The organism is Micromonospora sp. DT31 (genome assembly GCF_049841795.1).
Taxonomy (GTDB): Bacteria; Actinomycetota; Actinomycetes; order Mycobacteriales; family Micromonosporaceae; genus Micromonospora.
Window position 1 is genome coordinate 256,991 of the sequence record NZ_JBNCKZ010000001.1, and the last position, 25,960, is coordinate 282,950.

Consider the following 25,960-nt stretch of genomic DNA (forward strand, 5'->3'; position numbering starts at 1 on the left):
GGAGGTGTCGATGAGAACCATCGCCGCGGTCCTGACGGTCCTCACCGTCACCCTCGGGCTCGCCGCCCCGACGACAGCGCAGCCGCGTGACGCCGCCGCCGCCGCGGTCGCGGTCGGCCCGCAGCCCGGCACCTTCACCGGCCGCGGCTTCGACACCTGCACCGCCCCGTCCCAGACCGCGATGGACGCCTGGCTGGCCAGCTCGCCGTACCGGGCGGTCGGCGTCTACATCAGCGGCGGCAGCCGGTCCTGCGCGCAACCCAACCTCACCGCCAGCTGGGTGACCAACCAGACCCAGAAGGGCTGGCGGCTGATCCCCATCGAGCTGGGTTACCAGGCCCCCTGCGGCACCCGCGCGCCGAAGATGTCTGCCGACCCGACCACCGCCCGCGGCCAGGGAGCGATCGCGGCGGACAGCGCGGTCGGCGCCGCCCAGGCCCTCGGCATCGGCGCCGGCAGCACCCTCTACAACGACATCGAGCAGTACCCGTCGAACACCAGCTGCCGGGCGGCGGTGCTCTCCTTCCTCTCCGGCTGGGTCGAGCGCCTGCACACCCGCGGTTACCTCGCCGGGATGTACTCCAGCGGGTCGTCCGGGATCAAGGACGTCTGCGACGCCTACCACGACTCGCGGTACCTGCGCCTGGACCAGATCTGGATCGCCTGGTGGAACGGTGTCGCGGACACCGACGGCGGCAGCTACTGCGCCGACGACCGCTACGCCGACCACCAGCGCCTGCACCAGTACTCCGGTGACGTCACCGAGACCTGGGGCGGCGTCACCATGAAGATCGACCGCAACTACCTCGACGTACGGGCCGGCGGGACGTCACCCGCACCGTGGGCCGTGACCGTCGACAACGCCACGGCGGGCGGGTTCACCGCGGGCGCCGCCTGGGGCACCTCGGCGTACTCCGGGCAGCGCTACGGTGCCGACTACCGCTTCGCCGCGCCGGTGGCGGCCAGCGACGTGGCCTGGTACCGGGCCACCCTGCCGACGACCGGCAGCTACGAGGTCGCGGTGTGGTACCCGGCCGACCCCGGCTACAACAGCCGCACCCCGTTCCTGGTGGCCACGACCAGCGGTAACCGCACGGTCACGGTCGACCAGCGGACCGGTGGTGGCCGCTGGGTGTCCCTGGGCACCTTCACGCTGGCCGGCGGCACCGGGGACAAGGTCGGGGTGAGCCGCTGGAGCGCGGGCACCGGCTACGTCGTCGCCGACGCGGTGCGGATCACCCGCATCTGAACCGTGAGCAGGGCCGTCGCACCACCGTCAGGCCCTTCACCGCTGGCCCGGAAGGTGTCGAGTGCATCACACTTTTGGGGCTTGCGCGGGTGGGGTACGAATGAGGTGTCGAGCAAGCGATCCGTTGCGGCACAACGGTATCCGGCCGGGCGATGCTTGCCGGGTGGACGGGCACCAGGGCCATGCGTACACGCAACGAAGCGGGCCCGGCACGGGTGGTGAAGGACGGAGCAGGCTCCGGCGATCGTGGAATTGCGGGCGTCATTACGCTGCGGGGTGGTCGATCGCCGGAACCACGGACGACAGGTGGAAGAACCTCAGATGAGTGACAATCACCCTCCTTACGGAGGCTATCCGGACCCGAACGCGGGATCGTGGAGCAACCAGCCGGACCCGAACGCCCCGTACGGTGGGCAGCCGGCGTCGGGCGCGCCCTACGGCGGTCAGTCCGACCCGACGGCGCCGTTCGGTAGCCAGCCGGCGTCGGGTGCGCCGTACGGCAGCCAGCCGGCCTCGGGTGCGCCGTACGGCAGCCAGCCGGCCTCCGGCGTGCCCTACGGCAGCCAGCCCGCGTCGGGGGCCCCGTACGGCCAGCCGGACCCGACTGCCCCCTACGGCACCCAGCCGGCGGTGTCGTACCCCGGCCAGGCCGGTTACCCGGGGCAGTCCACGCCGTACTCGCCGAACCCGCCCGAGGGTGGCAAGAAGAAGAAGGGGCTGATCATCGGCCTCGTCGCCGGTGGGGTCACCCTGACGCTGCTCTGCTGCGGCGGCGGGGCCGCCTACTTCGCGCTCAACCAGGACGAGGACGAGCCGACTCCGCCGGCGGCGTCGGCCAGCGCGAGCCCGGAGGCGAGCGCGAGCCCCAGCGAGAGCCCTTCGGAGTCGCCCGAGCCGGGCGGGTCGTCCGACAACAACAACGCGTTGACCGCGCGCTACTCCAGCGAGATGTCCGCGGTCTGCGACGGCGGCTCGATTCTCAACGCCGCCCCGTACACCGGGCCGACTGGCGCGAAGGCGCTCGTCTTCTCCAACTCCCCGGCCCAGCCGTCGAGCTGGTCGCAGAAGATCATCAGCTCGTCCAAGCCGTACTACACCAGGTCGGCGGACTTCGCCACCGCGTCCGTGATCGGTTGCCTGACGATGGTCCCGGGCAGCGAGGGCGCGCCGAAGAAGTGCCGGTACAAGGCCAGTGACGGCAAGGCCGTCACCATCGACTACATCTCCTCGCGGTACACGCTGGCGTTCCACGCGGCGAAGACCGGAGAGAAGGTCGGTGACGGTGGCACCGTCACCGCCCCGGCCGCCCAGTGCCCGAGCGTCATCACCTACAACAAGGTGACGCTGAAGTCGTACGCTTCGCCGGACGCTGGTTCCCTCGAGGCGGCGTTGGACCGCTTCCTCAGGTAACGGCGTCGCCTGCGCGCCACGGAGCCGGCCGGTCGGGACCTCGACCGGCCGGCTCCGCCGTGTCCGGCTCCGCCGGGCGGGACGTGGCGTGTGGTCGCGAGCGCCGGTCCGCCCGCTGCCCCCGGGGCGTGGGCATAATGGCTGCGGATGTCACATGGCGCGCGCGGCGGGCCGTGGCGGACAGGGCGCCGGGGCGCCCGGAAGGGTAAGGCGGCCGGTGGCCCAGGCGACGACCGGGGGGACGCGCAACACCCGGCAGCGTGCCGAGGTGCTGGCGCTGCTGCGCGAACTGGACGGCTTCCACAGCGCGCAGCAACTGCACCAGATGCTCGTGCAGCGTCAGGCCAAGGTCGGCCTGACCACCGTCTACCGGACGCTGCAGCTGCTGGTGGACAACGGCGAGATCGACTCCGCGCGGCTGCCCGGCGGCGAACACCTCTACCGGCGGTGCAGCCAGAGCCGGCACCACCACCACCTGGTCTGCCGGCGCTGCGGCCGGGCGGTCGAGGTGGCCGGCCCGGCCGTGGAGCGCTGGGCCGACCAGGTCGCCAGCGAACACGGCTTCACCGACGTCGGGCACACCCTGGAGATCTTCGGCACCTGCGCCCGCTGCGCCGACTGAACCGGCGGGCGAGCCCGGAAGGCCCGCCCGCCGGCACCGGAGCTCTCAGCCCAGCCGGGCCTCGATGGCCTCGATGATCCGTGGGCGCAGCTCGGCGGCGCGGATCACCGCATCCACCGACCCGACCTCGACGGCACGCTGGATGCTGTGCACCCGGTCGAACTCCGCGGCCACCTCGCCCAGCTTCTCGGCCCGCACCGAACCGCGCAGCTCGTCCAGTTCCGCGGTGAGCGTCGCGCGGCCGGTGCCGGTGGCGGTGGCGACCCGCCCCTCCAACTCGCGTACCCGGGGATCGGCCGCGGTGCGGGCGGCGACCTCGCCGGCGAACACCACGGCGGCGGCGGGCGCGCCGCCCAGCACCGAGGCGAACGACCCCTCGAGCGCCAGCACCGTCATGGCCGGGTTGAGCGCCTTGGAGAACACCACGAACGCCCCACCGTGATAGCGGGAGATCACACAGAACACGATCGGACCGCGGAAGTTGACGATCGCCCGGCCGATCTCCGCGCCGTACTCCAGCTGCAGCTTGCGCATCGACTCCGGTGAACCGTCGAAGCCGGACAGGTTGGCCAGCACCACGAGCGGCCGGTTGCCGCTGGCCGCGTTGATCGCCCGCGCGGCCTTCTTCGACGAGCGCGGGAACAGCGTGCCGGCGGTGTAGGTGTCCGGCCCGTCGGTGGGCGGAAAACCACGCCGGGGTACCGACCGCGACTCGATGCCCAGCAGGCACACCGGGATGCCACCGAGGTGCGCGTCCTGCACCACCGCCGTCTCCGCGTCGGCCATCCCCGCCCACCGCTCCAGCACCGGGTGGTCCTGGTCGGCGAGCGCGCGCATCACGGTACGGATGTCGAACGGCTTCTTGCGGTCCGGGTTCGCGGTGGCGGAGAAGATCTCGCCGACCGTGGCGAAGTCACTGTCCGCCACCGCGTGCGGGTAGCCGGAGACGTCCCGGTCCACCGGGTCGGTGGTGACGGCCCGGCGCGGCGCGTCCTCGCCCGGCACCACGTACGTGTGGTCGTAGTGCGCCATCAGCACATCCCGCGCGGCCGGCAGGTCCGGCGCCCAGTACTGCGCCTGCCCGTTCGGGCCCATCACCCGGTCGTAACCGCCGATGCCGAAGTTGTCCTCGGCGGAGACGCCGCCGGAGAAGTCCAGCGACTGCTTGCCGGTCAGCACCATCGCCGAGTCCGGCGTCATGACCAGGACGCCCTTGGTGTGCATGAGCATCGTCGCCTCGGCGTTCCAGTACGGCTGGGCGCCCACGTTGATGCCCGCCACCACGATGTTGATCTCGCCGCCGGCCTGGGTGAACTCGACGATCCGCTTGAGCGCGGCGGCCACCCAGTCCATGTTCTCGGTGCCCGAGGTCATCGAGATCCGGGCGCCGGCGGACAGCGCGTACCACTCCAGCGGTACGCCCAGCCGCTGGGCCAGGTCCAGCGCGGCGATCACCCGGCGGCACTCCGGCTCGGACAGCGCGCCGAGGGACTTCGTGGGATCGCCGAGCAGCACCACCCGCGTCACGCCCTGCGGGTGCCGGGACGTGACCGTGGTGACCACACCGGCCACGATCGCCGCGCTGTTGCGGCCCTTCGGCCGGTCCACCGGCACCAGCGCGTGCGCGTCGTCCAGGTCGTGCTCGACGAAGTCGCCGAGCAGTCCGGTCAGCTCGTACGGGTAGGCGGTGTTGCGGCTGGCCGCGCGCAGCACCTTCAGGCGGTACTCGTCCAGCGGCTCGATCGGCTCGCTCGGCGGCTCGCCCACGGTGAGGCGGGCGTGCCCGGTCACGTCGAACGTGATCCGCACGCCGATCCTGGTCAGCTCGCCGGTACGGTGGTCGCGCCGCCGCGCGATGAACAGGATCTCCTCCAGCTCCGCGCCGACCGTGGTGGGCCGAACCCGCCGGGCGATCAGCTCCATCTCCTCGCGGGTCAGCTCAATGGGCGGCCACACGTAGATGACGATCCGGTTGGTCGGGAACCGCGACTTCGACGGCCGCCGCGACTGCGCCCGGCGGATCGAGTCGATGCAGGCCGCCACCGTGTCCTCGGTGGTCGGCAGCGCGACCAGGCGGCCGTCCTGCTCCCGTAGGTCGGTCAGGTCGCGCACCTGCGCGAACGCGACCAGCCGCTGGTCGGACGGGTTCTCCTGGGCGACCGCCTGGAAGAGGTAGACCTCCTCGTCCAGCGACGGCAGCCGGGTCAGGTCGAACCGGCGTAGCCGCTCCAACTGCATCCGCTGCGCGATGTACGGGTGCAGGCCGCGGATCAGGCGCTCCTCGGCCATCCCCGCGCCGGTGGGGCGGAACGTGACGTGGTGGTGCATCACCGCGCCGCCGCGCCCGGCGATCGTGGTCGTGAGGCGGCGTACCCGATCCGGCAGCGGGTGTGCATTGATCAGGTCGAGCAGCGCGGCGGCGGTGGCGTCGAGGTCCTCGGGCTGGTTCTCCCAGGCCAGGTAGATGTCCGCGTCGACCGTCTCGCACTCCCCGGCCACCTCGGCCAGCCCACGCAGCGCGTCGCCGAGCGCGTCGTGACGCACCGCGGCGGAGACCACGTCGGACCCGGCGGTCCGGCCGGCCACCACGAACGTGCAGTCCTCGGCGGTACGGGTCCGCACGCCGGTGAGCGTCCGGTTGCCGTAGTAGCGGCGGGTCAGCACCTCCAGCATCACGGCGTTGTCCATGTCGTCGCGGACCAGCCGCTGGCCGAGCAGCCGGACCAGCGGCTCGGTGCTGCGGACCATCTCGGCGACCCGCTCGGTGCGGTCCGACGCGTCCGGGTGCGCGTCCAGGTGCGCCAGGTGCTTGCGTACCCGGGCGTACACCCGGGCCCGGTTGCGACGCAGCAGCGGCTGGGCGAACCAGGCGAACACCACGCCCCGGGCCAGGTCGGCGACCACCGGGAAGCGGACCTGGGTGGCCGCCACCAGCCGTTCCAGGGCGAGGCCGGCGGGCTCGCGCAGCGCCTCGTCCGGCGGCGGCTCGCGCAGCCACGCGCGCATCAGCGCGGCGACGACCGCGGCGTCGGCGGTGGCCCGCTGCTGGGCCAGGAAGATCCGGAACACGGCGGCCTCAAGGGCGGGGGAGCGGTCCAGCTCGGTGACGCCGTAGTGGGCCAGTGCCTTGGCCAGCCGGGCCCGGAACGGCTCCGGCGACCCGGCCCGGTCGACGTCGAGGCTCTGCAGGTAGGTGTGGAAGTACTCGCGGGCGCTGTGCACGTGGCCGACCGGACCGTCGTCCCCGCCGGGCCGGTTGCGGCTCAACTCGGCCAGGTCGGCGAACACGTTCACCAGCGCCAGTTCCTCGATCAGCGGCCGGTGTCCGGCGTTGGTGGCGGCGCGGCGCGCGTCCAGGTAGTCGTCGAGCACCCGACGGTCGTCGTGCGGGTCGACGTCGTAGCCCAGCAGCAGGGCACACAGGTCCTCCTGGCCGCGCTCGGCCCGGGACCGCGCCGGCACGTCCGCCGGGGCGGTCGGCAGGTCCAGTTCGACGGCCGGGCCGGCGGGGCTGTGGGTGGCCTCGTCGCCCTCCTCGGCGATGGGCTCCAGGCGCAGCAGCGGCGCGCCGGCCTCCACCTGGGTGCCCACCGCGACGGCGCACTCCTTCAGGCGGGCGGCGAACGGTGCCCGCAGCACCGTCTCCATCTTCATCGCCTCCAGCACCAGCACCGGCGCTCCGGCCTCCACCTCGGCGCCGACCGGAAGCGGCGTGGCGACCACGAGCGCCGGCATGGGTGAGCGCAGCACGCCACCCTCGTCGCGGCTGATCCGGTGGGTGACGCCGTCCACCTCGACCAGGTGCACCGGTCCGTGGGTGTCGGTGAGCAGGCGGAAACGGACGCCGTTGACCGCGATCTGGCCGGTGTGCCGGTCGTGGCGGGCCAGTTCGACGTCGGCGGTACGCGCGTCGGCGCCGACCTCGACGCCGACCCGGAACCGGTGCGCGCCGACCCGGGCCACCCGCATCCGGTAGGTCACGCCCCGCAACTTCAGGTCCAGCGGCCGACCGCTGCGGTGCTGCACCTGCGGTCGCCCGCCGGCGGCGGTGGACAGCAGCCGCTGCCGTTCGGCGGTCTCGTCCTCCTCGTACGCCTCGATCGCGGCAGCGGCAAGCGCGACCGTGGAGTGCCGGTGTGCGACCAGCCGACCCTCGCCGCGTACCCGGTCGATCCAGCCGGTGTCCGCGCTGGCGTCGATCACCTCGGGCTGGTCGAGCAGGTCGAGCACGAAGCCCTTGTTCGTGGCGCCGCCGGCGATGACCACTGTGGTGTTCGCCATCGCCCGGCGCAACCGGCCCAGCGCCTCGTCCCGATCCCGGCCGTACGCGATGATCTTGGCGATCATGGAGTCGAAGTCGGCCGGGATGGTGTCACCCTCGCTGACCCCGGTGTCCACCCGGATGCCCGGTCCGGCGGGCAGGTCCAACCGGGTGATCCGTCCGGGGGACGGGGCGAAGTCGCGGTCCGGGTCCTCGGCGTTGAGCCGCGCCTCGATCGCGTGCCCCCGCTCGGCCGGCGGCTCACCGGTGAGCCGGCCCCCACCGGCCACGTGCAACTGCGCCTTGACCAGGTCGAACCCGGTGGTCGCCTCGGTGATCGGATGCTCGACCTGAAGCCGGGTGTTGACCTCCAGGAACGCGAAGATCCGGTCGCCCGGGTGGTAGAGGAACTCGACCGTCGCCGCGCCCCGGTAGCCGACCGCCACCGCGAGGCGCTCCGCCGAGGTCTTCAACTCGGCGGTCTGCTCCGGGCCGAGCACCGGTGACGCCGACTCCTCGATCACCTTCTGGTTGCGCCGCTGCACGGAACAGTCCCGCACCCCGAGCGCCCACGCCGTGCCCTGCCCGTCGGCGATGACCTGCACCTCGACGTGGCGCGCGCCGGTGACCAGGCGCTCCAGGAACACCACGCCGCTGCCGAACGCCCGCGCCGCCTCCTGGCTGGTGCGTTCGTACGCGTCGGCCAGTTCGGCGTCGCTGCGGACCACGCGGATGCCGCGCCCGCCGCCGCCCGCGGTCGCCTTGAGCATCAGCGGATAGCCGATGCGGCCCGCCGCGTCCAACGCGGCGTCCAGGCTCTCGACCGGGCCGCGGCTCCACGGCGCGACCGGCACGCCGACCTCCTCGGCGATCAGCTTCGCGCCGATCTTGTCGCCGAGCTTGCGCATGGCGTCCGGGCTGGGGCCGACGAACGTGACACCGACCTTCTCGCACAGTTCGGCGAACGCCGGGTCCTCGGCCACGAAACCCCAACCCACCCACGCGGCGTCCGCGCCGGTCTCCACCAGCGCGCGTTCGAGTACCTTCAGGTCGAGGTACGGGCGCGCGGACGCGGGTCCCAGGTCGTAGGCGACGTCCGCCTCGCGGACGAAGGTGGCGCTACGGTCGACGTCGGTGTGCAGCGCGACGGTCTCGATCCGGCTGCCGGTCTCCGCGGCCAGTTCCCGGACCGCGTGGATGAGCCGCATGGCGGCCTCACCACGGTTGACGATGGCGACACGGGTGAACACGTGACCGTCCCCTTCGGTAGACCCACGGTGTGCGCCGGGTGGCGGCGATGCCTCCGGCTTGCCCCACCCTTCCGTCTGTGCGCGGGCGGCGCCATGTCGTAACCGGCGAAGCCTGAGCGGGGACAGTTGTAGGAACCGCACAAGACTTTTTAGCCAGGCCACTGCGGGGAGGTCTACAGACGCGGACGGCGCCGGCCCCCGTCCGGGGTCCGGCGCCGACTGACGCGACGGTGACTCAGCCCGGGATGTCCCGGGGGTCGCGGCTGCGCGGGTACGTGTTCTTCTCGCCGATCGTGCCGTCCTGCTTCTTGATGACGTGCTCGGTGCCGCGCTCGGCCGCCGTGTCCCGGCCCGCCGCCTCCGCCTCGGCCTTGGTGTCGTGCAGGCTGGTCGCCCGCTCGTTACCCTCCGGGCGGTTCTTCCACTGCCCGTCTTCCTGGTAGGTGTCGATATCGCCCTTGGCCATGCCGTCATCTCCCTTGCGGTCCGTGGTCGATGACTCATGTCTGCCCCTGCGCGGTCCGCGCTAATCCTGCCCTCGCCCGTCGACTCGCGGCCGCCCGCCGGGACACCGGGCCGTCGGCGTGCCGCGGACGGCGGCCGACAGCGCCGGCGTGGGTCGCGGTGGCTGCGCTTTGGTGGTGGCTGCGGGCCCGGTGGGGTGGGCTCGGTGGGGTGGGCTCGGTGGCGGCGTGACCGGCCAAGAAGCCATCACCCGAAAGCGATATACCTCTCGGTCATATTTATGACTCAGGGGTATATCAGTCCTAGCCCATACGTTCCCCCGCCAACTCGCCGCCTGCCAACTCGCCGCTGGTCAGCCACCCGCCAGCTCGCCGGCCAAGAACCACCCCGCAGCCGGCCCGCCCCGCCCGCCCGTCGGGTCGGTTGTCCGGCGCCACGACCCATGGCGCCACGGCTGACGGCGGCGCCCGGTCCGGCGACCTGGCGCCCGGCTGGCCCGGGGGCGGCCTTCCGGGGAGCGGTGTTCGCTGGCCGGCGGCGGGTGGCGGGGGCGGTGGCTCGGCGGGCGGGTGGGGGAGACGAAGGTGACGACACGATCGGCGGTTCGGAAGCGGATCGGTCCCGGTGCGCGGCTGCCGCCCGCCACAATGTGTCCCTCTGCGAAGGCGGCGCACCCGCCGGGTCCGAACGCGGCGGTTTGCCGGAACGGCAAAGAATCTTGCTGGTTGGTCGAGGGCGGCGCACGATGGCGGGGCGCGGACGGCGATCGCCCGGCGGCGAGGAGGCGGACATGACGGACCACCACCACCAGCACCCGGCGGCGGACACCGACCCGGCCCGGTTCTGGGACGAGCGGTACGGGCAGCGGGACCGGATCTGGAGCGGCCGGGTGAACCCGGTGCTGGCCGAGGTGGCCGAGGACCTGCCGCCCGGCACCGTGCTCGACCTTGGCTGCGGGGAGGGCGGTGACGCGGTCTGGCTGGCGTCGCACGGCTGGCAGGTGACCGCCGTGGACATCTCCGCCACCGCGCTGGAGCGGCTCACCGCCGAGGCCGGGCGGGCCGGCGTGGCCGCCCGGATCACCACCGTCAGCCAGGACCTCACCCGCGACTTCCCGGCCGGCCGTTTCGACCTGGTGTCGGCGCAGTTCCTCCAGTCCCCACTGGACCTTCCCCGGGAGAAGGTGTTGCGCCCGGCGGCCGGGGCGGTCGCCCCCGGTGGCCGGCTGCTCGTCGTCGAGCACGGAGCCGCACCGCCCTGGGCCGGGCCCGACGCCCAGGGCCACCGGTTCGCCAGCCCGGAGGAGATCCTGGCCGCGCTGGACCTCGACCCGGACGGCTGGGTGACCGAACGGGTCGGCGCGGCGTACCGCACCGCCACCGGGCCGGACGGCCAGACCGGGGAATTGGTCGACCACGTGGTGCTGGTGCGCCGCCGCTGATCCACGTCGCGCCGGGGACGTCAGGCCACCGCCGGCACCGACCTGCGGGACGGACGCAGGAGCAGCAGCACCAGCAGGCCGCCGGCGCACAGCGCGGCACTGATGCCGTACGCCCAGCGGTGGCCGACACCAGTGGCGACGCCGAGCAGGGGACCGGCGAGCATGGCACCGATCGGGAACGTGTTGGCGAACAGCGTGGTGGCGCGCCCCGGCTGGCCGGGCAACAGGTCCTGCGCGTAGGAAGTGCCGACCCCGGAGGCCGCGGCGATGAACAACGCGTTGACCGGCTGCGCGACCAGCAGGACCGCGATGCTCGGCGCACCGGTGGCGATGCCGTGGTAGGCGACGCCGCAAGCGGCGCCGCACCGCCGACGGTTCCACTGCGGCGCCCACGCCCCGCGCCGACGCGCTCGCCCTCGATGCCCCGGCGCCCTCCGATACCCCGGCGCCCAGGCGGCGGGCGCTACCCGACGGCGGTGGGGGAGGGGGGCGCGCTGCCGCCCTGCGGCGCCTCCGGGGTCATCAAGCTGGCGATCTCCGCCTGGTCGGCCTTCGACGGCATCCCCCACTCCGGCCGGTAGCCGTACACCCGGTCCAGAGGGGTGGCGGTGGTGCGTCCGTCGAGGATCTCCACCGCGTCGGTGCCGATCAGGCCGGGATGCTCCACGCCGCACGCCTCGGCGACCTTGACCAGGTCGCGGCGCAGTGTACGGATGTAGTTCGCGGCCCGCACCGCCTTGCGGGCCGGGTCCAGACCCCGGGCCAGCCAGGGGTTCTGGGTCGCGACGCCGGTCGGGCAGGTGTCGGTGTGGCACTTCTGCGCCTGGATGCAGCCGATCGCCAGCATCGCCTCCCGACCCACGTTGACCATGTCGACGCCGAGCGCGAACGCCACCACCGCGTTGTCCGGCAGGCCCAGTTTGCCGCTGCCGGCGAACACCACCTGCTCGTGCAGGTCGCGTTCGGCGAAGGTGCGGTAGACCCGGGAGAAGCCGTGCTGGAACGGCATGGACACGGCGTCGCTGAAGATGAGCGGTGCGGCGCCGGTACCGCCCTCGCCGCCGTCGATCGTCACGAAATCCACCCCGCGGCCCGTGTCGCGCATCAACGTGGTCAGTTCCTCCCAGAACCCGAGGTCGCCGACGGCGGACTTGATGCCGACCGGCAGGCCGGTCTCGGTGGCGAGCAGCTCCACCCAGTCCAGCAGGCTGTCGCAGTCGGTGAACTCGGCGTGCCGGGACGGGCTGACGCAGTCGATGCCGACCGGGATGCCCCGGGTGGCGGCGATCTCGGCGGAGACCTTGGCGCCGGGCAGCAGCCCGCCGAGGCTCGGCTTGGCCCCCTGGCTGAGCTTGATCTCCAACGCCCGTACCGGTTCGGCCTGGACCAGGTCCCGGAGCCGGCCCAGGCTGAACCGGCCGCGGTCGTCCCGGCAGCCGAAGTACGCGGTGCCGAGCTGGAAGACCAGCTCACCGCCGTGGCGGTGGTACGGCGACAGCCCGCCCTCGCCGGTGTTCTGCAGGCAGCCGGCCAGCGCGGCGCCCCGGTTGAGCGCCGTCACCGCGTTGCCGGACAGCGAGCCGAAGCTCATCCCGGAGATGTTGACCACCGACTGCGGGCGGAACGCGTGCGCCCGGCCCCGGGCCGCGCCGAGGACCTTGGCGCAGGGCAGCACCACGTCGTGCCCGGCGGCCGGTGTGGACGGCGGCACGGTGCGGCCGAACGTGCGGTGCTTGATGATCGGATATCCGGAGGTGTGTTCGATGTCGTTGTCGGTGCCGAACCCGAAGTAGTTGTTCTCCTGCTTCGCCGAGGCGTACACCCAGCGTCGCTGGTCCCGGGTGAAGGGCCGCTCCTCGTCGTTGGCGGCCACCACGTACTGCCGCAACTCCGGCCCGATCGACTCGATCAGGTAGCGGGCGCGGCCCAGGACGGGGAAGTTGCGGCGCAGCGCGTGGTCACGTTGCAGCAGGTCCCGGGCGGCGACGGCGACGAGGGCGGCGACGGCGGCGGGTACGGCTCTTCTGGCCCAGCTCATCCCGGCACTCTTTCCGCCCCGGTCGTCGGCCAAACTCCCGCCGGAACACCGGCACCTGCCCGCCTGCCCCGTCCGCCGGGCCGGCATGGCGGTGACCGGTGCGGGTAACGCTGCGCCATGGCGAAGTACACCGAGCCGCAACTGCGCGAACGCCTCAAGGAGGAGATCCGGGCCTCCGACCGGGGCGGCCGGCCGGGGCAGTGGTCGGCCCGCAAGTCCCAGCTGTTGACGAACGAGTACACCAGGCGCGGCGGGGGTTTCGAGGGGCCGAAGGACGCACGGCAGCGTGCCCTGCAACGCTGGGGTGGTGAGCAGTGGCAGACCCGCAGTGGCGACACGCGCGCGCGGCGCGCCGGGGAAACCCGTCGTTACCTGCCCAAACAGGCCTGGGAGGAGTTGTCGGACAAGGAGCGGCAGGCCACCGACGCCCGCAAGCGGCGCGGGTCGCGCTCCGGCCGCCAGTACGTGCCGAACACCGGCCCGGCGAAGCGGGCGCGTCGGGAAGCGACGGCCGCCGAGGAGCTGAGCGGGTTGCCGGTGCGGCAGGCGGTCACGCTCGTCCGGGGCCTCGACACCCGCCAGCTCGACGAGGCGTTGCGCCGGGAGCGCCGCGGCCGGGCCCGCAAGACGCTGATCGGCCGGCTGGAGTCGGAACTGGGCAGGCGCCGGGCGGCGTGACCCTGCGCCGGTCCGACCGGAGCGACCCGACCGGCCGGACCGACGACCGCGGGTCGTGGAGCGGCCGGAGCCGTTCCACGACCCGTCGTCGCCGCCGGTCAGGCGGGGTGCCTAGCGGCGGGGGTGCTGCGGGACGCGCGGTAGGACGTAGGGCGGCCCGGAGAAGATCAGGTCGGCCTTCAACTCCTGGTAGGAACGCTTGGGCTGGTAGTTCTCGTCGTACACGGTGGCCAGGCCCTCCGGCGGGTCGGAGAACGCGCCGGGCACCCAGGAGTGCTTGTCGGTGAAGCCCCAGAGGGTGAACGACAGGCAGTGCCGCTCGGCCAGGCAGGCCCGCAGCAGCGTGCTGAAGTTCGCCGCGGACGCCTGCAACCGCGGGTTGATCTCCGCGGAGTCGCCCGCCTCCACCCCGTCGGTGATCTGGCTGCGCACGTCCACCTCGGTGAACGCGGTGGCCAGCCCGAGCCCGGCGAACTTGCGCAGGGCGGCGGTCACCTGGAGCGTGTCGTAGTTGCCGTACTGCGTGCCCAGGTGGCCCTGGCTGCCGACGCCGTCGATCGGGACGCCCTGGGCACGCAGGTCACGGGCCATGTTGTAGACGAACTGGGTCTTGTCGTCGGCCGGGTTGCCGGAGCCGAACGCCTCGATGTTGTAGTCGTTGTAGAACAGCAGGGCCTTCGGGTCGGCGGCCCGGGCCCAGCGGAACGCGTCGGCCAGGTAGCCCGGCCCCAGGTTCTGCGCCCAGAAGCCCTTGTAGTGCAGCGTGGACGGGGTGTCCCAGGGGTCGCTGACCGCCTCGTTCACCACGTCCCACTGCCAGATCTTGCCCTTGAAGTGGGTGACCACGGCCGTGATGTGGTCGCGCAGGATGCGGCGCAGCTCGGCCTTGCTGATCGAGCCGTCGGCGACGCCGCTGGTCAGCCAGGTCGGCAACTGGTTGTGCCAGACCAGCACGTGGCCCCGGACCCGCTGGTTGTTCTTGCGGGCGAACGCCATCAGCTCGTCGGCCGGCGCCCAGTTGTAGTTGCCACGGGTGGGCTCCAGGCTCTCCCACTTCATCACGTTCTCGGCGGTGACCGTGTTGAACTCGGACGCGGCCAGCTGCCGGTAGCGGGGGTCGGCGGCGTCGTTGAGGGCGTCCATGTCCACCGCGGTGCCGACGTACAGGCCGTGGCGTTTGGCCAGCTCACGCAGGGACTGGGTGGCGGGGTCGTACGGTCGGCCGGCGGTTGCGGGCACGACGTTGAGGGCGGCGGCGGTCGCGACCGCGACGGCGCCGGCGGCGATCCAGCGTCTCAGCTTCATGGTCGTTCCTTCCGAGAGGAGGCGCCGCGGCGTGGAACGGACCGGCCGGCGCCCGGGAGGACGTGCGGTGTGCCGAAAATTCCGGGGAGGTTTCCGGAATCAGCCCGGAACATTACGGACGCGGATAGCCGCCCGTCAATCACCGGCGGACGGAAGGTGGCGGAGAGTGCCGGGCTCAGCGCAGGGGACGGCAGGAGGCCCGGATGACGAGTTCGGTGGGGAGCTGGATGTGGGTTTCGCGGGCCACGCCGGCGATCAGGTCGATCAGCAGGCGCAGGGCTTCGGCGCCCATCCGCTGCAGCGGCTGCCGGATGGTGGTCAACGGCGGGTCGACGAGCGCCGACTCCGGCACGTTGTCGAAGCCGATCACCGACAGGTCGTCCGGCACGGTCAGCCCGATGCCGCGGGCGACGTCAAGCGTGGAGATGGCGGAGAGGTCGTTGCCGGCGAAGATGGCGGTCGGTCGGTCCGGCAGGGCGAGCAGCGCGGCGGCGGTGCTGGCGGCACTCTCGGTGCGGAAGCCGCCCACCCGGACGAGCTGTTCGTCCACGGCCACCCCGGCGTCGGCCATCGCCCTGCGGAACCCGGCCTCGCGCAGGCGGGCCGACTCCAGGTCGGTGCGGCCGCTGATGTGCCCGATGCGGCGGTGGCCGAGCGAGAGCAGGTAGTTGGTGGCCAGCACCGCTCCGGCGAAGTTGTCCGAGTCGACGGTGGGCAGGCCGGAGGGGCCGGTGTGCGGGTCGACGGCCACCACGTGGAACCCGTGTTTGGTCTCGACCACGGTCGGGGTGACGATCACCGCGCCGTCGATGAGGGTGCCGGACAGCCGGGCCAGCGACCGCCGCTCCCACCCTATGGCCGCGCCCTCGCCGTCCCCGCTGGAGTACGCGAGCAGTTGGTAGCCGCTGCCGGCGACCTCCCGGGACGCGCCCTTGAGCAGCTCGGTGGAGAACGGCTCGAACTCGGCGACCAGGATGCCCAGCACGTTGGTCCGGTGGCTGCGCAGGCTCTGCGCCCCCAGGCTGGCCTCGTACCCCAGGTCGTGGATGACCTGTTGCACCCGCTCCACGGTGGCCTGAGCGACGCCGTACCTTCCATTGACAACCTTTGATACGGTCGCCACCGAGACGCCAGCGGTACGTGCCACGTCCGACATCTTGACGCGCTGCGGGAACACCACGCCGACGATGATAGAGGTCCGCCCGGACGGGTTCGATGACGATGTCGAAAACGTTATCGATACCGATTGACTTCACGTTACGGCCCTGTAAAACTCGCCGGCAGGTAACCCGACTAAGTGGTCGAGGAGACATCTATGGCGATGAAGCGTCGTGCTGGTGCCGTGATGGCACTGTTTATGACAAGCGTCCTGCTGGCCGCCGGCTGCAGCGGCGGCGGTGACGAGGAAGAGGCGTCCCAGAGCGAGCTGTACAAGAACCCGGTGACGCTGACCTGGTGGCACAACGCCTCCCAGGCGGGCCCCGGCAAGACCTACTGGGAGAAGGTCGCCAAGGACTTCTCCGCGGCCCACCCGACCGTCAAGATCGAGATCGAGGCGATCGAGACGAACCAGCTCCAGCGCACCCGGCTGCCCGCCGCGCTGCTGAGCAACGACCCGCCGGACGTCTTCCAGGCCTGGGGTGGCGGGGAGATGCGTGAGCAGGTCGAGGCCGACTACCTCAAGGACATCACCGACCAGGTGAAGACCGAGGTGGCCGACATCGGCAACGCCGCGGAGATCTGGCAGGTCGACGGCAAGCAGTACGGCCTGCCGTACCGGATGGGCATCGAGGGCGTCTGGTACAACAAGGACCTGTTCGCCAAGGCGGGCATCACCGCGCCGCCGACCACCCTCGAGGAACTCAGCGCCGCGGTCACCAAGCTCAAGGCCATCAACGTCGTGCCGATCGCCCTGGGCGCCGGCGACAAGTGGCCGGCCGCGCACTGGTGGTACAACTTCGCGCTGCGGGCCTGCTCGGTGGACACGCTGAAGAAGGCCTCCACCGACCGCACCTTCGACGACCCGTGCTTCGTCAAGGCCGGCCAGGACCTGAAGACCTTCATCGACACCAAGCCGTTCCAGAACAACTTCATCGCCACGCCGGGTCAGAACGACCCGACCAGCGCCAACGGCCTGCTGGCCAACGGCAAGGCGGCGATGGAGCTGATGGGCGACTGGAACCGGGGCACCCTGGACACCGTCGCCACGGACAAGGCGGCCCTGGGCAAGTTCATCGGCTGGTTCCCGGTGCCGGCGATCTCCGGCTCCGCCGGTGACCCGAAGGCGGCGCTCGGCGGTGGCGACGGGTTCGCCTGCGCCAAGAACGCCCCGGCCGAGTGCGTCGAGTTCCTCAAGTACCTGGTGAGCCCCGAGGTGCAGAAGGGCTACGCCGCGACCGGCACCGGTCTGCCGGTGGCCAAGGGCGCGGCGGACGGGGTCAGCGACCCCGCCCTCAAGTCCATCCTCCAGGCCACCTCCGAGGCCACCTACGTGCAGCTCTGGCTGGACACCGCCTTCGGCAGCACGGTCGGCAGCGCGATGAACGACGCGATCGTCGCGATCTTCGCCGGCAACGGGACACCTGAGAAGGTCGTCTCGGCCATGAAGGCGGCCGCAAGCAAGTGACGTCCGCATCCCAGACCCGTACGCCCGCCGACGGCGCGCAAGCGCCGCCGGCGGGCCTCCGGTCCGGCGCCCGCGCCGCCTCCCGCCGCGCCGAGACCCGCCGCAAGTGGTACGAGATCATCGGGTTGACCACCCCGGCCGTCATCATCTACGTGACGTTCGTGCTCGTGCCGATGGGCTTCGCGTTCTACTACAGCCTGTTCCGCTGGCGTGGGGTGGGCCCGCCCACCGACTTCGTCGGCTTCAAGAACTACACCCTGGCCTTCCAGGACCCGATCTTCCTCGACGCGTTGCGCAACAACGCGATCATCGTCTTCGGATCGCTGCTCATCCAGGGGCCGGTCGCCCTGGCCGTCGCTCTGCTGCTCAACCGCAGCTTCCGCGGGCGCGGGGCGTTCCGCCTGCTGGCGTTCGTGCCGTACGTGCTGGCCGAGGTCACGGTCGGCATCATGTGGAAGCTGCTCCTGACCGACAACGGCACGCTCGACGCGCTGCTGCGCTCGGTGGGGCTCGGCGGGCTGGTGCAGCCGTGGCTGGCCGACCTCGACGTGGTCATCTGGACGCTGCTGTTCGTCCTCACCTGGAAGTACGTCGGTTTCGCCATCATCCTCCTGCTCGCCGGTCTGTCCAACGTGCCACCGGAGCTGAACGAGGCCGCGGCCATCGACGGCGCGAGCTGGTGGCAGATCCAGCGCCACGTCACGCTGCCGCTGCTGGGTCCGACGATCCGGATCTGGATGTTCCTGTCCATGATCGGCTCGTTGCAGGTGTTCGACATGGTCTGGGTGACCTCGGTGCCCGCGGTGCGGTCGCTGGGCGCCTCGGCCACCATGGCCACGTACATGGTGGACAACGGGTTCTTCGCCCGGCTCTGGGGCTACGGCAACGCGGTGGCCGTCATCCTGTTCGCGATCTCGTTCGTCGCGGCGCTGCTGTTCCAGCGGTTCCTGCTCAGCCGTGACATCGAGGGTGCCATCACCCGAAGGGGGAAGTGACCGTGGCCGTGAACACCGTTGCCGCCCGGCCGGCCGGGCGCCGGCCGGTGCAGTGGGGCACGCCGCTGACGTACGCGTTGGCGCTCGCGGTCGCGGCCGTGTCGATCGCCCCCGTCGTGTACGTCGTCGTCGGCGGTTTCCGGACCACGCCGCAGATCGTTGACGACCCGGCCGGGCTGCCGGATCCGTGGGTCTGGGAGAACTACGCCCGGGTGTTGACGCAGAGCGGCTTCTGGCGGCAGGCATTCAACAGCGCGGTGGTCGCGCTGGGCACCACGCTCGGCGTGGTGGTGCTCGGCATGGCCGCCGCCTTCGTGCTCGCCCGGTACCGCTTCCGGGGCCGGGAGACGCTCTACACCTTCTTCACGCTCGGCCTGCTCTTCCCGGCCGGGGCGGCGATCCTGCCGCTCTACCTGATGTTGCGCGACCTGAACCTGATCAACTCCTACTACGCGGTGATCCTGCCGCAGGTGGCGTTCTCGTTGCCGCTGACCATCGTCATCCTGCGGCCGTTCCTGTCGGCCATCCCCCGGGAGTTGGAGGACGCGGCGGCGATCGACGGGGCCGGGCGGCTCGGTTTCCTCTGGCGGATCGTGCTGCCGCTGTCGCGGCCCGCGATCGTCACCGTCGGCATCCTCGCGTTCGTGGCGAGTTGGAACGCGTTCCTCCTGCCGCTGCTCGTCCTCGGGGACGTCAACCTGCACACCCTGCCACTGGGCGTGCAGAACTTCTCCAGCCAGTACAGCACCGACACCGCAGGTGTTCTCGCCTTCACCTCGCTGGCCATGTTGCCCGCGCTGCTGTTCTTCACCCTGGCGGAGAAGCAGATCGTCGGTGGCCTCCAGGGCGCGGTAAAGGGCTGAGCGGTACCAGCACAACCAGTGGAAAGGCACACCATGACTGAGGTCCACGCGGTGGTGGACGGACCGGCGCCGGCGGCGGCGGGTTCGGATCACGGCCGACCGGGCGGCGACGCCGGCGAGGCACGCGCACGGGAACTTCTCGGCCGGATGACGATCGAGGAGAAGGTCGCGCAGATCATCGGCTTCTGGGAGAAGGAGGACGGTGAGGCGGTCGCGCCCCTGCAGGGCGAGTTCGCCGACAGCGGCCGGCTCGAAGACTTCTCCCGGCACGGGCTGGGCCACCTGACCCGCGTCTACGGCACCCGCCCGGTCGACACCGAGTCGCGCGCGGCCTGGCTGTGGAAGTTCCAGCGGGGCCTGGTCACCGGCACCCGCCTGGGCATCCCGGCGATCGTGCACGAGGAGTGCCTCACCGGCCTGTCGGCGTGGAAGGCCGCCACCTTCCCGACGCCGCTGGCCTGGGGTGCGGCGTTCGACCCCGACCTGGTCACCGAGATGGCGGCGGCGATCGGGGCGTCGATGCGGGCGCTCGGCATCCACCAGGGCCTGTCCCCGGTGCTCGACGTGATCCGCGACCCCCGCTGGGGTCGGGTGGACGAGTGCATCGCCGAGGACCCGTACCTCGTCGGCACCATCGGCACCTCGTACGTGCGAGGACTCCAGTCGCAGGGCGTGCTCGCGACGCTGAAGCACTTCGCCGGCTACTCCGCCTCCCGGGCCGGGCGCAACTTCGGCCCGGTGCACGCCGGTCCCCGGGAACTCGCCGACGTGCTGCTGCCGCCGTTCGAGATGGCGATCCGCGACGGCGACGCACGCAGCGTCATGCACTCGTACGCCGAGATCGACGGCGTGCCGGTCGCCGCCGACCCGACCATGCTCACCGACCTGCTGCGGGAGCGGTGGGGCTTCGACGGCACCGTGGTGGCCGACTACTACGGCGTCGCCTTCCTCAACCTGCTGCACCACGTCGCGGCCGACAACGCGGACGCGGCGGCGCAGGCGCTGGCCGCGGGCCTGGACATCGAACTGCCCACCGGCGACGCCTTCCTGACCCTGACCGAGTCGGTGCGGGCCGGCACTGTCGACGAGGCGCTGGTCGACCGGGCGGTGCTGCGCGTCCTGCGCCAGAAGCAGGAACTCGGACTGCTCGACGCCACGTTCGACGACGAGCCGCCGGGCGCTGTCGACCTCGACTCGCCGGAGCACCGGTCGATCGCGCGCCGGCTCGCCGAGGAGTCGGTCGTCCTGGTCGCCAACGAGGGCGTGCTCCCGCTGCCGGCGGGCCGCCGGGTGGCGGTGGTCGGCCCGAACGCCGACCGGCAGGGCGCGCTGTTCGGCTGCTACTCGTTCCTCAACCACGTGCTGGCCCACCACCCGGGCGTGGAGACCGGCATCGAGGTGCCGACCGTCCTCGAAGCGGTGCGCGCCGAGTTCGGCGCCGACCGGGTCACCTTCGCTGCCGGCTGCGAGGTGGACTCCGCGGACCGGTCCGGGTTCGACGAGGCGGTCGCCGCCGCGTCCGCCGCCGACGTGGCCGTCCTCGTGGTAGGCGACCACGCCAGCCTGTTCGGCCGCGGCACCGTGGGCGAGGGCTGCGACCGGGACGACCTGGAGCTGCCCGGCGTGCAGCGCCAGCTCGTCGAGGCGGTGCTGGACACCGGCACCCCGGTCGTCCTGGTGCTGCTCACCGGCCGCCCGTACGCGCTGGGCTGGGCGCTGTCCCGGTGCGCCGCGGTGGTGCAGACGTTCTTCCCGGGTGAGGAGGGCGCCGGGGCGATCGCGGGTGTGCTCTCCGGGCGGGTCAACCCGTCCGGCCGGCTGCCGGTCACCCTGCCCGCCTCGGCCGGCGCGCAGCCGTACTCGTACCTGCACCCGGAGCTGGGGGAGGGGATGAACGGCACCAACCTGCCGGCGACGCCGGTGGCGCCGTTCGGGCACGGGCTGTCCTACACCACGTTCGGGTACGCGGACCTGACGGTGCCGGTGGCGGTGGCTACGGACGGGGCGCTGCGCGTCTCGGTGCGGGTGACGAACACCGGCCCGGTGGCCGGTGCCGAGGTGGTGCAGCTCTACGGCCGTGACCTGGTGGCCTCGGTGACCCGGCCGGTGGCGCAGTTGCTCGGCTACCGGCGGGTGCGCCTGGAGCCGGGCGCGTCGGCGACTGTCGAGTTCACCGTGCCCACCACCCGTCTGGCGTTCACCGACCGGACGCTGACCCGGGTGGTGGAGCCCGGGGACGTCGAGGTGTGGGTCGGCGCGAGCGCGCGCCGCGACGCCCAGGCACGGACCACGTTGACCGGCTCGACCGTCGAGGTCACCGCCGCGGCGCCGCGCTGGACGACGACCGCGATCAGCTGAGCTGTCCACCGGTCGCCCTCGGGGGCGACCGGTGGACCGTTTAGTCCCATATCAGCGTCTTTGCCCTTTTTGACTCAGTAGGCTCCGGGGTGTCGTCCGGCCGTGATCCGGTCGGCTGGACCCCCCGTCGCCGGCACCCACAGGGATGCGTGAGTCACGATGATGGACGCGGACACCATGGTCCTGCCCCGGCTCGGGCCGGCGGACGTCGGCGTCGAGGATCCGTGGGGCGAGGATCGGCCGCGCCGCGGCCCCGCCCGCCCGGTGGCCGATGCCACCCGGTGGCGGATCGCCGCCTGGTTGCTACCGGCGCTGCTGACCGGCGCGCTCGGCGTTGTCGGGATCGGCGCCGGCCTGCGGGCCGGTGAGCTGCCCACCGTGCGCGCCGCCGGGTCGCCCTGGTCCGGCCCCGGGTCCGCGCTGAGCGGTGCCGAGGTCACGCTCGGGCCGTACCACCTGCTTGCCCGCGGCTGGGCCGAACTGTTCGGCGCGGGGGCGCCGGCCCTGCGCGTGCTGTCCCTGCTGGCGATGGTCGGGGCCGCGGCACTGGTCGGGGCGCTGGCCGCCCGGATGTTCACCCCCGGCACGGGGGTGCTGGCCGGCGCGCTGTTCGCCGCGCTGCCCACCACCACCGGGTACGCGCAGCAGGCCCAGCCGTACGCGCTGGCCGTGTTCGCCGCCGTGCTCGCCACCTGGCTGCTGGTGCCGGCCCTGGACCGGCCGCGCGCCCGCCGGCTCGTGCCGTACGCCGGCGCGGTGCTCCTGCTCGGCCTCTGCCAACCGGTGGCGCTCCTGCTGCTCGCCGCCCACGGCTGGGTGGTGCTCGCCTTCCGGCGCCGGGTCGCCGTGCGGTGGCTGGCCGCGGTGGCGCCGGGCGTGTTCGCGCTCGCCGCGCTGCTCGGTGCCGGAGTGCGCGGTGGCGGACGCGTGGCCCCCGGCGTGCGCGCCGACCCGGCGGTGCTGGCGGCCACGCCCCGGGAGCTGTTCGGGGTCGCCGCGATCGGCGCGGTCCTGCTCGGGTTGGCCCTGTTCAGCCTTCCCCTGCGGTACGCCGCCGCGGTCTGCACCGCCTGGGCGCTGGTGCCGGCGCTGGGGTTGCTGGCCGTGGCGCAGGTCGCCGCGGTCTGGTCCCCGGCGGCGCTGGTGTTCACCCTGCCGGCCTGGGCGGTGCTCGGCGCGGCGGCGCTGTCCCGGGCCCGCCCGCCGTGGGCGGTGGCGGGGCTGGTCCTGGTCGCCCTGCTGGGGATCTCCGGCGAGGTGGCGCCGACGGCCAGTCGACTGGTGGATATCTGCCTCATTCGCACCTTTTGCGAGTAATAACCGGATTAGCATTCCGTCGTCCGGGTGAGCCGGATGCAGACCCTGGGGGAAACGTGGCCGTCGCCGCCGATACACGCCTGTCCCGCGCCGAACCGGTGACCCGACCGGGCGACCGCCGTCCGGCGGCCGTCCCGCCGACCGGCCCGCCCACCGGCGCCGACGCGGACCGGCGGCAGCGCAACGTCCGGGCCCGCCTGGCGTACGCCAGGTGCGGGGCCACCGCCGGGCCGCTGCGCCCGCCGCGCGGCCCGGACGCGACGGTCCGGTTCCGCCCCGCAGCCTCGGTTCCCGCGCGGCTGGTGCTGACGCTGCTCGTGCTGGTCAACAGCGCGGCCGGGCTGCTCTTCGTCGGCTGGCTGCTGCTGCCCCGGCACGTGCCCGGCCCCGGCGTCGTCGGGCTCGGCGGCTGGCAGACCACCGCCGCGCGGCTGGCGTTCTGCGTGGTGGTCGGCGTCGAGCTGATCCGCCTGGCCCAGAACGCGGTGGTGTGGGTCTTCGCCTTCCACGCCAAGGACCCCGTGCCGGTCGACCCGCCGGTCGGAATGCGGGTCGCCCTGCTCACCACGATCGTGCCGAGCAAGGAACCACTCGATGTCGCGGAGCGGACCCTGCGCCGGCTGCGCGAGATCGTCTACTGCGGACAGGTCGACGTGTGGATCCTCGACGAGGGCGACGACCCGGCGGTGCGGGCCATGGCGGCGCGGCTGGGCGTACGCCACTTCACCCGCAAGGGACGGCCGGAGTACAACCAGCCCGGCGGGCAGTTCCGCGCCCGCACCAAATCCGGCAACCACAACGCCTGGCGGGCCGAGCACGAGCACCGTTACGACGTGGTGGCCAACGTCGACCCGGACCACGTGCCGCTGCCCAACCTCCTGGAACGCACGCTCGGCTACTTCCGCGACCCGGACGTCGCGTTCGTGGTGACCCCCCAGGTCTACGGCAACATGCACCAGAACTTCGTGGCCCACGGCGCCTCGGTGCAGCAGTACCTCTACAACGGCCTGATCGCCCGCGGTGGCAACGGCCTGGACGCGCCACTGCTCACCGGCACCGGGCACCTCTACCGGCCGGCCGCCTGGCAGGCCATCGGTGGCTACCAGGACTCGATCATCGAGGACCACCTGACCAGCATCCGGATCCACGCCGCCGTCAACCCGGCCACCGGCCGCCACTGGAAGGGCGTCTACACCCCCGACGTGGTGGCGCTGGGCGAGGGCCCGACCTCCTGGGCGGACTACTTCAACCAGCAGCGGCGCTGGGCGGCCGGCATCTGCGAGATCCTGCTCCGGCCGGAGCTACGCACCCCGCGTACGCTGCCGGCCCGCCGCCGCTGGCAGTACCGCCTGCTCCAGTTCTACTACCCGAGCGTCGCGGTGAGCCTGCTGCTGGGCAACGCCGCCACCGCGCTCTACCTGCTCACCGGCGTCGAGGCGGGGCGACTCGACCCGCGCGTCTGGGCCACGCTGTGGGCCACCACCATCGGCACCTGGTTCCTGCTCTGGCTGTGGCTGCGCCGCTTCAACATCGCCCCGCACGAGCGGGAGGAGGTGGGCCTGGCCGGCATGGCGCTCGCCCTGTTCGCCGGCCCGGTCTACGTGGCCGCGGCGGCGGGCGCGCTGCTGCGCCGCCGGCTCGGCTTCGTGGTCACCGCCAAGGGCGCGTTGCGCACGGTGGAGTCGCTGCGCACCTTCCGGCTGCACCTGTGCTGGGCGGTGGCCGCCGCCGGCCTGCTCGGCGTGAGCTTCGCGGTGGGCACCGACCACCCGCTGCTGCGGGTCTGGCCGGTGCTGACGTTGCTCACCGGGCTCACGCCCCCGCTGATCGCCGCGCTGGACAACCTACGGACCCGACGCCGGCGGCAGGTCGTGCCGGTGGCGGACCGACCGTCCGCCGCGCGGGCGGTGGCCGACGGCGGTGTGCCGTGCTGAGGCCGACCGTTCCCCGGGTCGGCCTGGCGTTGGCCGGCGTGCTGCTGCTCGGGTACGCCTTCGTGGTGGCGCCGGGCGTGGGGCGGGACCCGGGCACCGAGGTCGCGGCACGCGGCCCGCAGGCGTCGGCGACACCCGGCGCCTCGGCGACGCCCACCACCGGCCCGGCGGTCCCGTTCCCGCCGGCCGGCCGGGCGTTCGTGGGTCTGATGACCGACGCGGGGCCGTACGACTTCGCGCCCGTCGACCGGTTCACCGCGGCCGCGGGACGGGCACCGCAGGTGATGCTCTTCGGCGCGGACTGGGCGTCCGCCGCGTTCGACCGGAGCCTGTTCGACCGGATCGCCGACCGGGGCATGATGCCGATGCTCGGCTGGGAGCCGTGGGACCACGCGGTGGACCGGGCAGCCCGGCGCAGCGGACTCACCCCCCGCCAGATCGACAAGGTCCGGTCGGGCCAGCCGCAGTACCGGCTGGCCCGGATCATCGCCGGTGACTTCGACGGCTACCTGCGGTCGTGGGCCGAGGGGGTGAAGTCACTGGACTACCCGGTCGCCATCCGGTTCGCCCACGAGATGAACGGTGGGTGGTACCCGTGGGGGGAGAAAGCCAACGGCAACCGGCCCGGGGAGTACGTGCGGGCCTGGCGGCACGTGCACGACGTGTTCTCGGCCGCCGGGGTCACCAACGCGGTCTGGGTCTGGAGTCCGAACGCCAGGTGGAACAAGAGCACCGGCCTGGCCACGCTCTACCCGGGTGACGACTATGTCGACTGGGTTGGCATCACCGGCTACTTCGGTCACGGCGCCTGGACCAGGTACACGTCCTTCGACCAGATCTTCGGCCCGACCATCGCCGAGATCCGCGCGGTCAGCCGCAAGCCGCTCGTGGTGACCGAGACCGGGGTGGCCGGTGACACCGGCGCGGACAAGCCGAATTGGATCCGTCAGGCGTTCCGCTCGCTGCCCCGTTACCCGGACCTGATCGGGCTGATCTGGTTCGAGGTGGACAAGGAGAAGGACTGGCGGATCACCGACACGCCCGCCGCGGCGGCGGCGTTCGCCGAGTCGGTCGCCGACGAGCGCTACGAGGTGACCTGGTCGCCGTCGATGCGACCGCGCACCGGGGTCTGACCCGGTCGCGGGGCG

Annotated in this window: 18 protein-coding genes; 12 read left to right on the forward strand and 6 right to left on the reverse strand. The window is 72.6% G+C overall.

Annotation, left to right across the window (positions count from 1 at the left end; translation table 11 throughout):
• Positions 1–10: 10 nt before the first annotated feature.
• From ACLQ2X_RS01035 to ACLQ2X_RS01045, 3 genes are all read left to right on the forward strand, one after another.
• A complete protein-coding gene (locus tag ACLQ2X_RS01035; protein WP_425678978.1) occupies positions 11–1,249 on the forward strand; it encodes a glycoside hydrolase domain-containing protein in 1,239 nt (412 codons plus the stop codon).
• Between the two features lie 321 nt (positions 1,250–1,570).
• Positions 1,571–2,659, forward strand: coding sequence for a hypothetical protein (locus tag ACLQ2X_RS01040; RefSeq protein WP_425678979.1), 1,089 nt, complete (start codon positions 1,571–1,573; stop codon positions 2,657–2,659).
• A gap of 217 nt (positions 2,660–2,876) precedes the next feature.
• Complete coding sequence (locus ACLQ2X_RS01045; protein ID WP_425678980.1) at positions 2,877–3,281, forward strand: Fur family transcriptional regulator; 405 nt, start codon at positions 2,877–2,879, stop codon at positions 3,279–3,281.
• A gap of 45 nt (positions 3,282–3,326) precedes the next feature.
• Here the strand turns inward: ACLQ2X_RS01045 and ACLQ2X_RS01050 are convergent, their stop codons facing one another.
• Positions 3,327–8,792 (reverse strand): carboxyl transferase domain-containing protein, encoded by a 5,466-nt coding sequence (locus ACLQ2X_RS01050; protein WP_425678981.1) that lies wholly within the window; start codon positions 8,790–8,792, stop codon positions 3,327–3,329.
• A gap of 235 nt (positions 8,793–9,027) precedes the next feature.
• Complete coding sequence (locus ACLQ2X_RS01055) at positions 9,028–9,258, reverse strand: DUF2188 domain-containing protein (RefSeq protein ID WP_425678982.1); 231 nt, start codon at positions 9,256–9,258, stop codon at positions 9,028–9,030.
• Positions 9,259–10,047: 789 nt separating this feature from the next.
• Here ACLQ2X_RS01055 and ACLQ2X_RS01060 point away from each other — a divergent pair.
• Positions 10,048–10,698: a class I SAM-dependent methyltransferase gene (locus ACLQ2X_RS01060; RefSeq protein WP_425678983.1), complete on the forward strand. Its 651-nt coding sequence runs from the start codon at positions 10,048–10,050 to the stop codon at positions 10,696–10,698.
• Between the two features lie 20 nt (positions 10,699–10,718).
• Here ACLQ2X_RS01060 and ACLQ2X_RS01065 read toward each other — a convergent pair whose 3' ends face one another.
• Both ACLQ2X_RS01065 and ACLQ2X_RS01070 read right to left on the reverse strand, forming a co-directional pair.
• Positions 10,719–10,973, reverse strand: a complete 255-nt coding sequence (locus ACLQ2X_RS01065) for a hypothetical protein (protein ID WP_425678984.1) — start codon at positions 10,971–10,973, stop codon at positions 10,719–10,721.
• Positions 10,974–11,161: 188 nt separating this feature from the next.
• The gene (locus tag ACLQ2X_RS01070; protein WP_425678985.1) at positions 11,162–12,736 is read right to left on the reverse strand and encodes an FMN-binding glutamate synthase family protein; all 1,575 of its coding nucleotides are present in this window, start codon (positions 12,734–12,736) and stop codon (positions 11,162–11,164) included.
• 117 nt (positions 12,737–12,853) lie between these two features.
• Here ACLQ2X_RS01070 and ACLQ2X_RS01075 point away from each other — a divergent pair, with 117 nt between their 5' ends.
• Positions 12,854–13,414 (forward strand): hypothetical protein, encoded by a 561-nt coding sequence (locus ACLQ2X_RS01075; RefSeq protein WP_425678986.1) that lies wholly within the window; start codon positions 12,854–12,856, stop codon positions 13,412–13,414.
• Positions 13,415–13,525: 111 nt separating this feature from the next.
• On the opposite strand, the gene ACLQ2X_RS01080 is transcribed toward ACLQ2X_RS01075, so the two are convergent.
• Positions 13,526–14,719 carry an endo-1,4-beta-xylanase gene (locus ACLQ2X_RS01080; protein WP_425678987.1) on the reverse strand — a complete coding sequence of 398 codons (1,194 nt, stop codon included), beginning with the start codon at positions 14,717–14,719 and terminating at the stop codon, positions 13,526–13,528.
• Between the two features lie 175 nt (positions 14,720–14,894).
• Positions 14,895–15,899 carry a LacI family DNA-binding transcriptional regulator gene (locus ACLQ2X_RS01085; protein ID WP_425678988.1) on the reverse strand — a complete coding sequence of 335 codons (1,005 nt, stop codon included), beginning with the start codon at positions 15,897–15,899 and terminating at the stop codon, positions 14,895–14,897.
• A 165-nt stretch (positions 15,900–16,064) separates the two neighbouring features.
• On the opposite strand from ACLQ2X_RS01085, the gene ACLQ2X_RS01090 reads away from it, so the two are divergent.
• The 7 genes from ACLQ2X_RS01090 to ACLQ2X_RS01120 all read left to right on the forward strand — a co-directional run bounded on the left by ACLQ2X_RS01090 (position 16,065) and on the right by ACLQ2X_RS01120 (position 25,945).
• Positions 16,065–17,345 carry an extracellular solute-binding protein gene (locus ACLQ2X_RS01090; protein WP_425678989.1) on the forward strand — a complete coding sequence of 427 codons (1,281 nt, stop codon included), beginning with the start codon at positions 16,065–16,067 and terminating at the stop codon, positions 17,343–17,345.
• On the forward strand, positions 17,342–18,340 hold the full coding sequence (locus ACLQ2X_RS01095; RefSeq protein WP_425678990.1) for a carbohydrate ABC transporter permease: 999 nt from the start codon (positions 17,342–17,344) through the stop codon (positions 18,338–18,340). The genes ACLQ2X_RS01090 and ACLQ2X_RS01095 overlap by 4 nt, the downstream gene beginning before the upstream one ends.
• A complete protein-coding gene (locus tag ACLQ2X_RS01100) occupies positions 18,337–19,203 on the forward strand; it encodes a carbohydrate ABC transporter permease (protein WP_425678991.1) in 867 nt (288 codons plus the stop codon). Before ACLQ2X_RS01095 ends, ACLQ2X_RS01100 begins: the two co-directional genes overlap by 4 nt.
• Positions 19,204–19,236: 33 nt before the next feature.
• Positions 19,237–21,561, forward strand: coding sequence for a glycoside hydrolase family 3 N-terminal domain-containing protein (locus ACLQ2X_RS01105; RefSeq protein ID WP_425678992.1), 2,325 nt, complete (start codon positions 19,237–19,239; stop codon positions 21,559–21,561).
• Positions 21,562–21,720: 159 nt separating this feature from the next.
• Positions 21,721–22,878: a glycosyltransferase family 39 protein gene (locus ACLQ2X_RS01110; RefSeq protein ID WP_425678993.1), complete on the forward strand. Its 1,158-nt coding sequence runs from the start codon at positions 21,721–21,723 to the stop codon at positions 22,876–22,878.
• Between the two features lie 56 nt (positions 22,879–22,934).
• Positions 22,935–24,812 (forward strand): glycosyltransferase family 2 protein, encoded by a 1,878-nt coding sequence (locus ACLQ2X_RS01115; RefSeq protein ID WP_425678994.1) that lies wholly within the window; start codon positions 22,935–22,937, stop codon positions 24,810–24,812.
• Complete coding sequence (locus ACLQ2X_RS01120) at positions 24,806–25,945, forward strand: glycoside hydrolase family 26 protein (protein WP_425678995.1); 1,140 nt, start codon at positions 24,806–24,808, stop codon at positions 25,943–25,945. The genes ACLQ2X_RS01115 and ACLQ2X_RS01120 overlap by 7 nt, the downstream gene beginning before the upstream one ends.
• Positions 25,946–25,960: the final 15 nt, after the last annotated feature.

What these genes read in the sequence shown, in the direction of transcription:
- ACLQ2X_RS01035 (WP_425678978.1), top strand. Translation starts at nt 11, where the DNA reads ATGAGAACCATCGCCGCGGTCCTGACGGTCCTCACCGTCACCCTCGGG.
- ACLQ2X_RS01040 (WP_425678979.1), top strand. Translation starts at nt 1,571, where the DNA reads ATGAGTGACAATCACCCTCCTTACGGAGGCTATCCGGACCCGAACGCG.
- ACLQ2X_RS01055 (WP_425678982.1), bottom strand. Translation starts at nt 9,258, where the DNA reads ATGGCCAAGGGCGATATCGACACCTACCAGGAAGACGGGCAGTGGAAG.
- ACLQ2X_RS01060 (WP_425678983.1), top strand. Translation starts at nt 10,048, where the DNA reads ATGACGGACCACCACCACCAGCACCCGGCGGCGGACACCGACCCGGCC.
- ACLQ2X_RS01070 (WP_425678985.1), bottom strand. Translation starts at nt 12,736, where the DNA reads ATGAGCTGGGCCAGAAGAGCCGTACCCGCCGCCGTCGCCGCCCTCGTC.
- ACLQ2X_RS01075 (WP_425678986.1), top strand. Translation starts at nt 12,854, where the DNA reads ATGGCGAAGTACACCGAGCCGCAACTGCGCGAACGCCTCAAGGAGGAG.
- ACLQ2X_RS01080 (WP_425678987.1), bottom strand. Translation starts at nt 14,719, where the DNA reads ATGAAGCTGAGACGCTGGATCGCCGCCGGCGCCGTCGCGGTCGCGACC.
- ACLQ2X_RS01090 (WP_425678989.1), top strand. Translation starts at nt 16,065, where the DNA reads ATGGCACTGTTTATGACAAGCGTCCTGCTGGCCGCCGGCTGCAGCGGC.
- ACLQ2X_RS01105 (WP_425678992.1), top strand. Translation starts at nt 19,237, where the DNA reads ATGACTGAGGTCCACGCGGTGGTGGACGGACCGGCGCCGGCGGCGGCG.
- ACLQ2X_RS01110 (WP_425678993.1), top strand. Translation starts at nt 21,721, where the DNA reads ATGATGGACGCGGACACCATGGTCCTGCCCCGGCTCGGGCCGGCGGAC.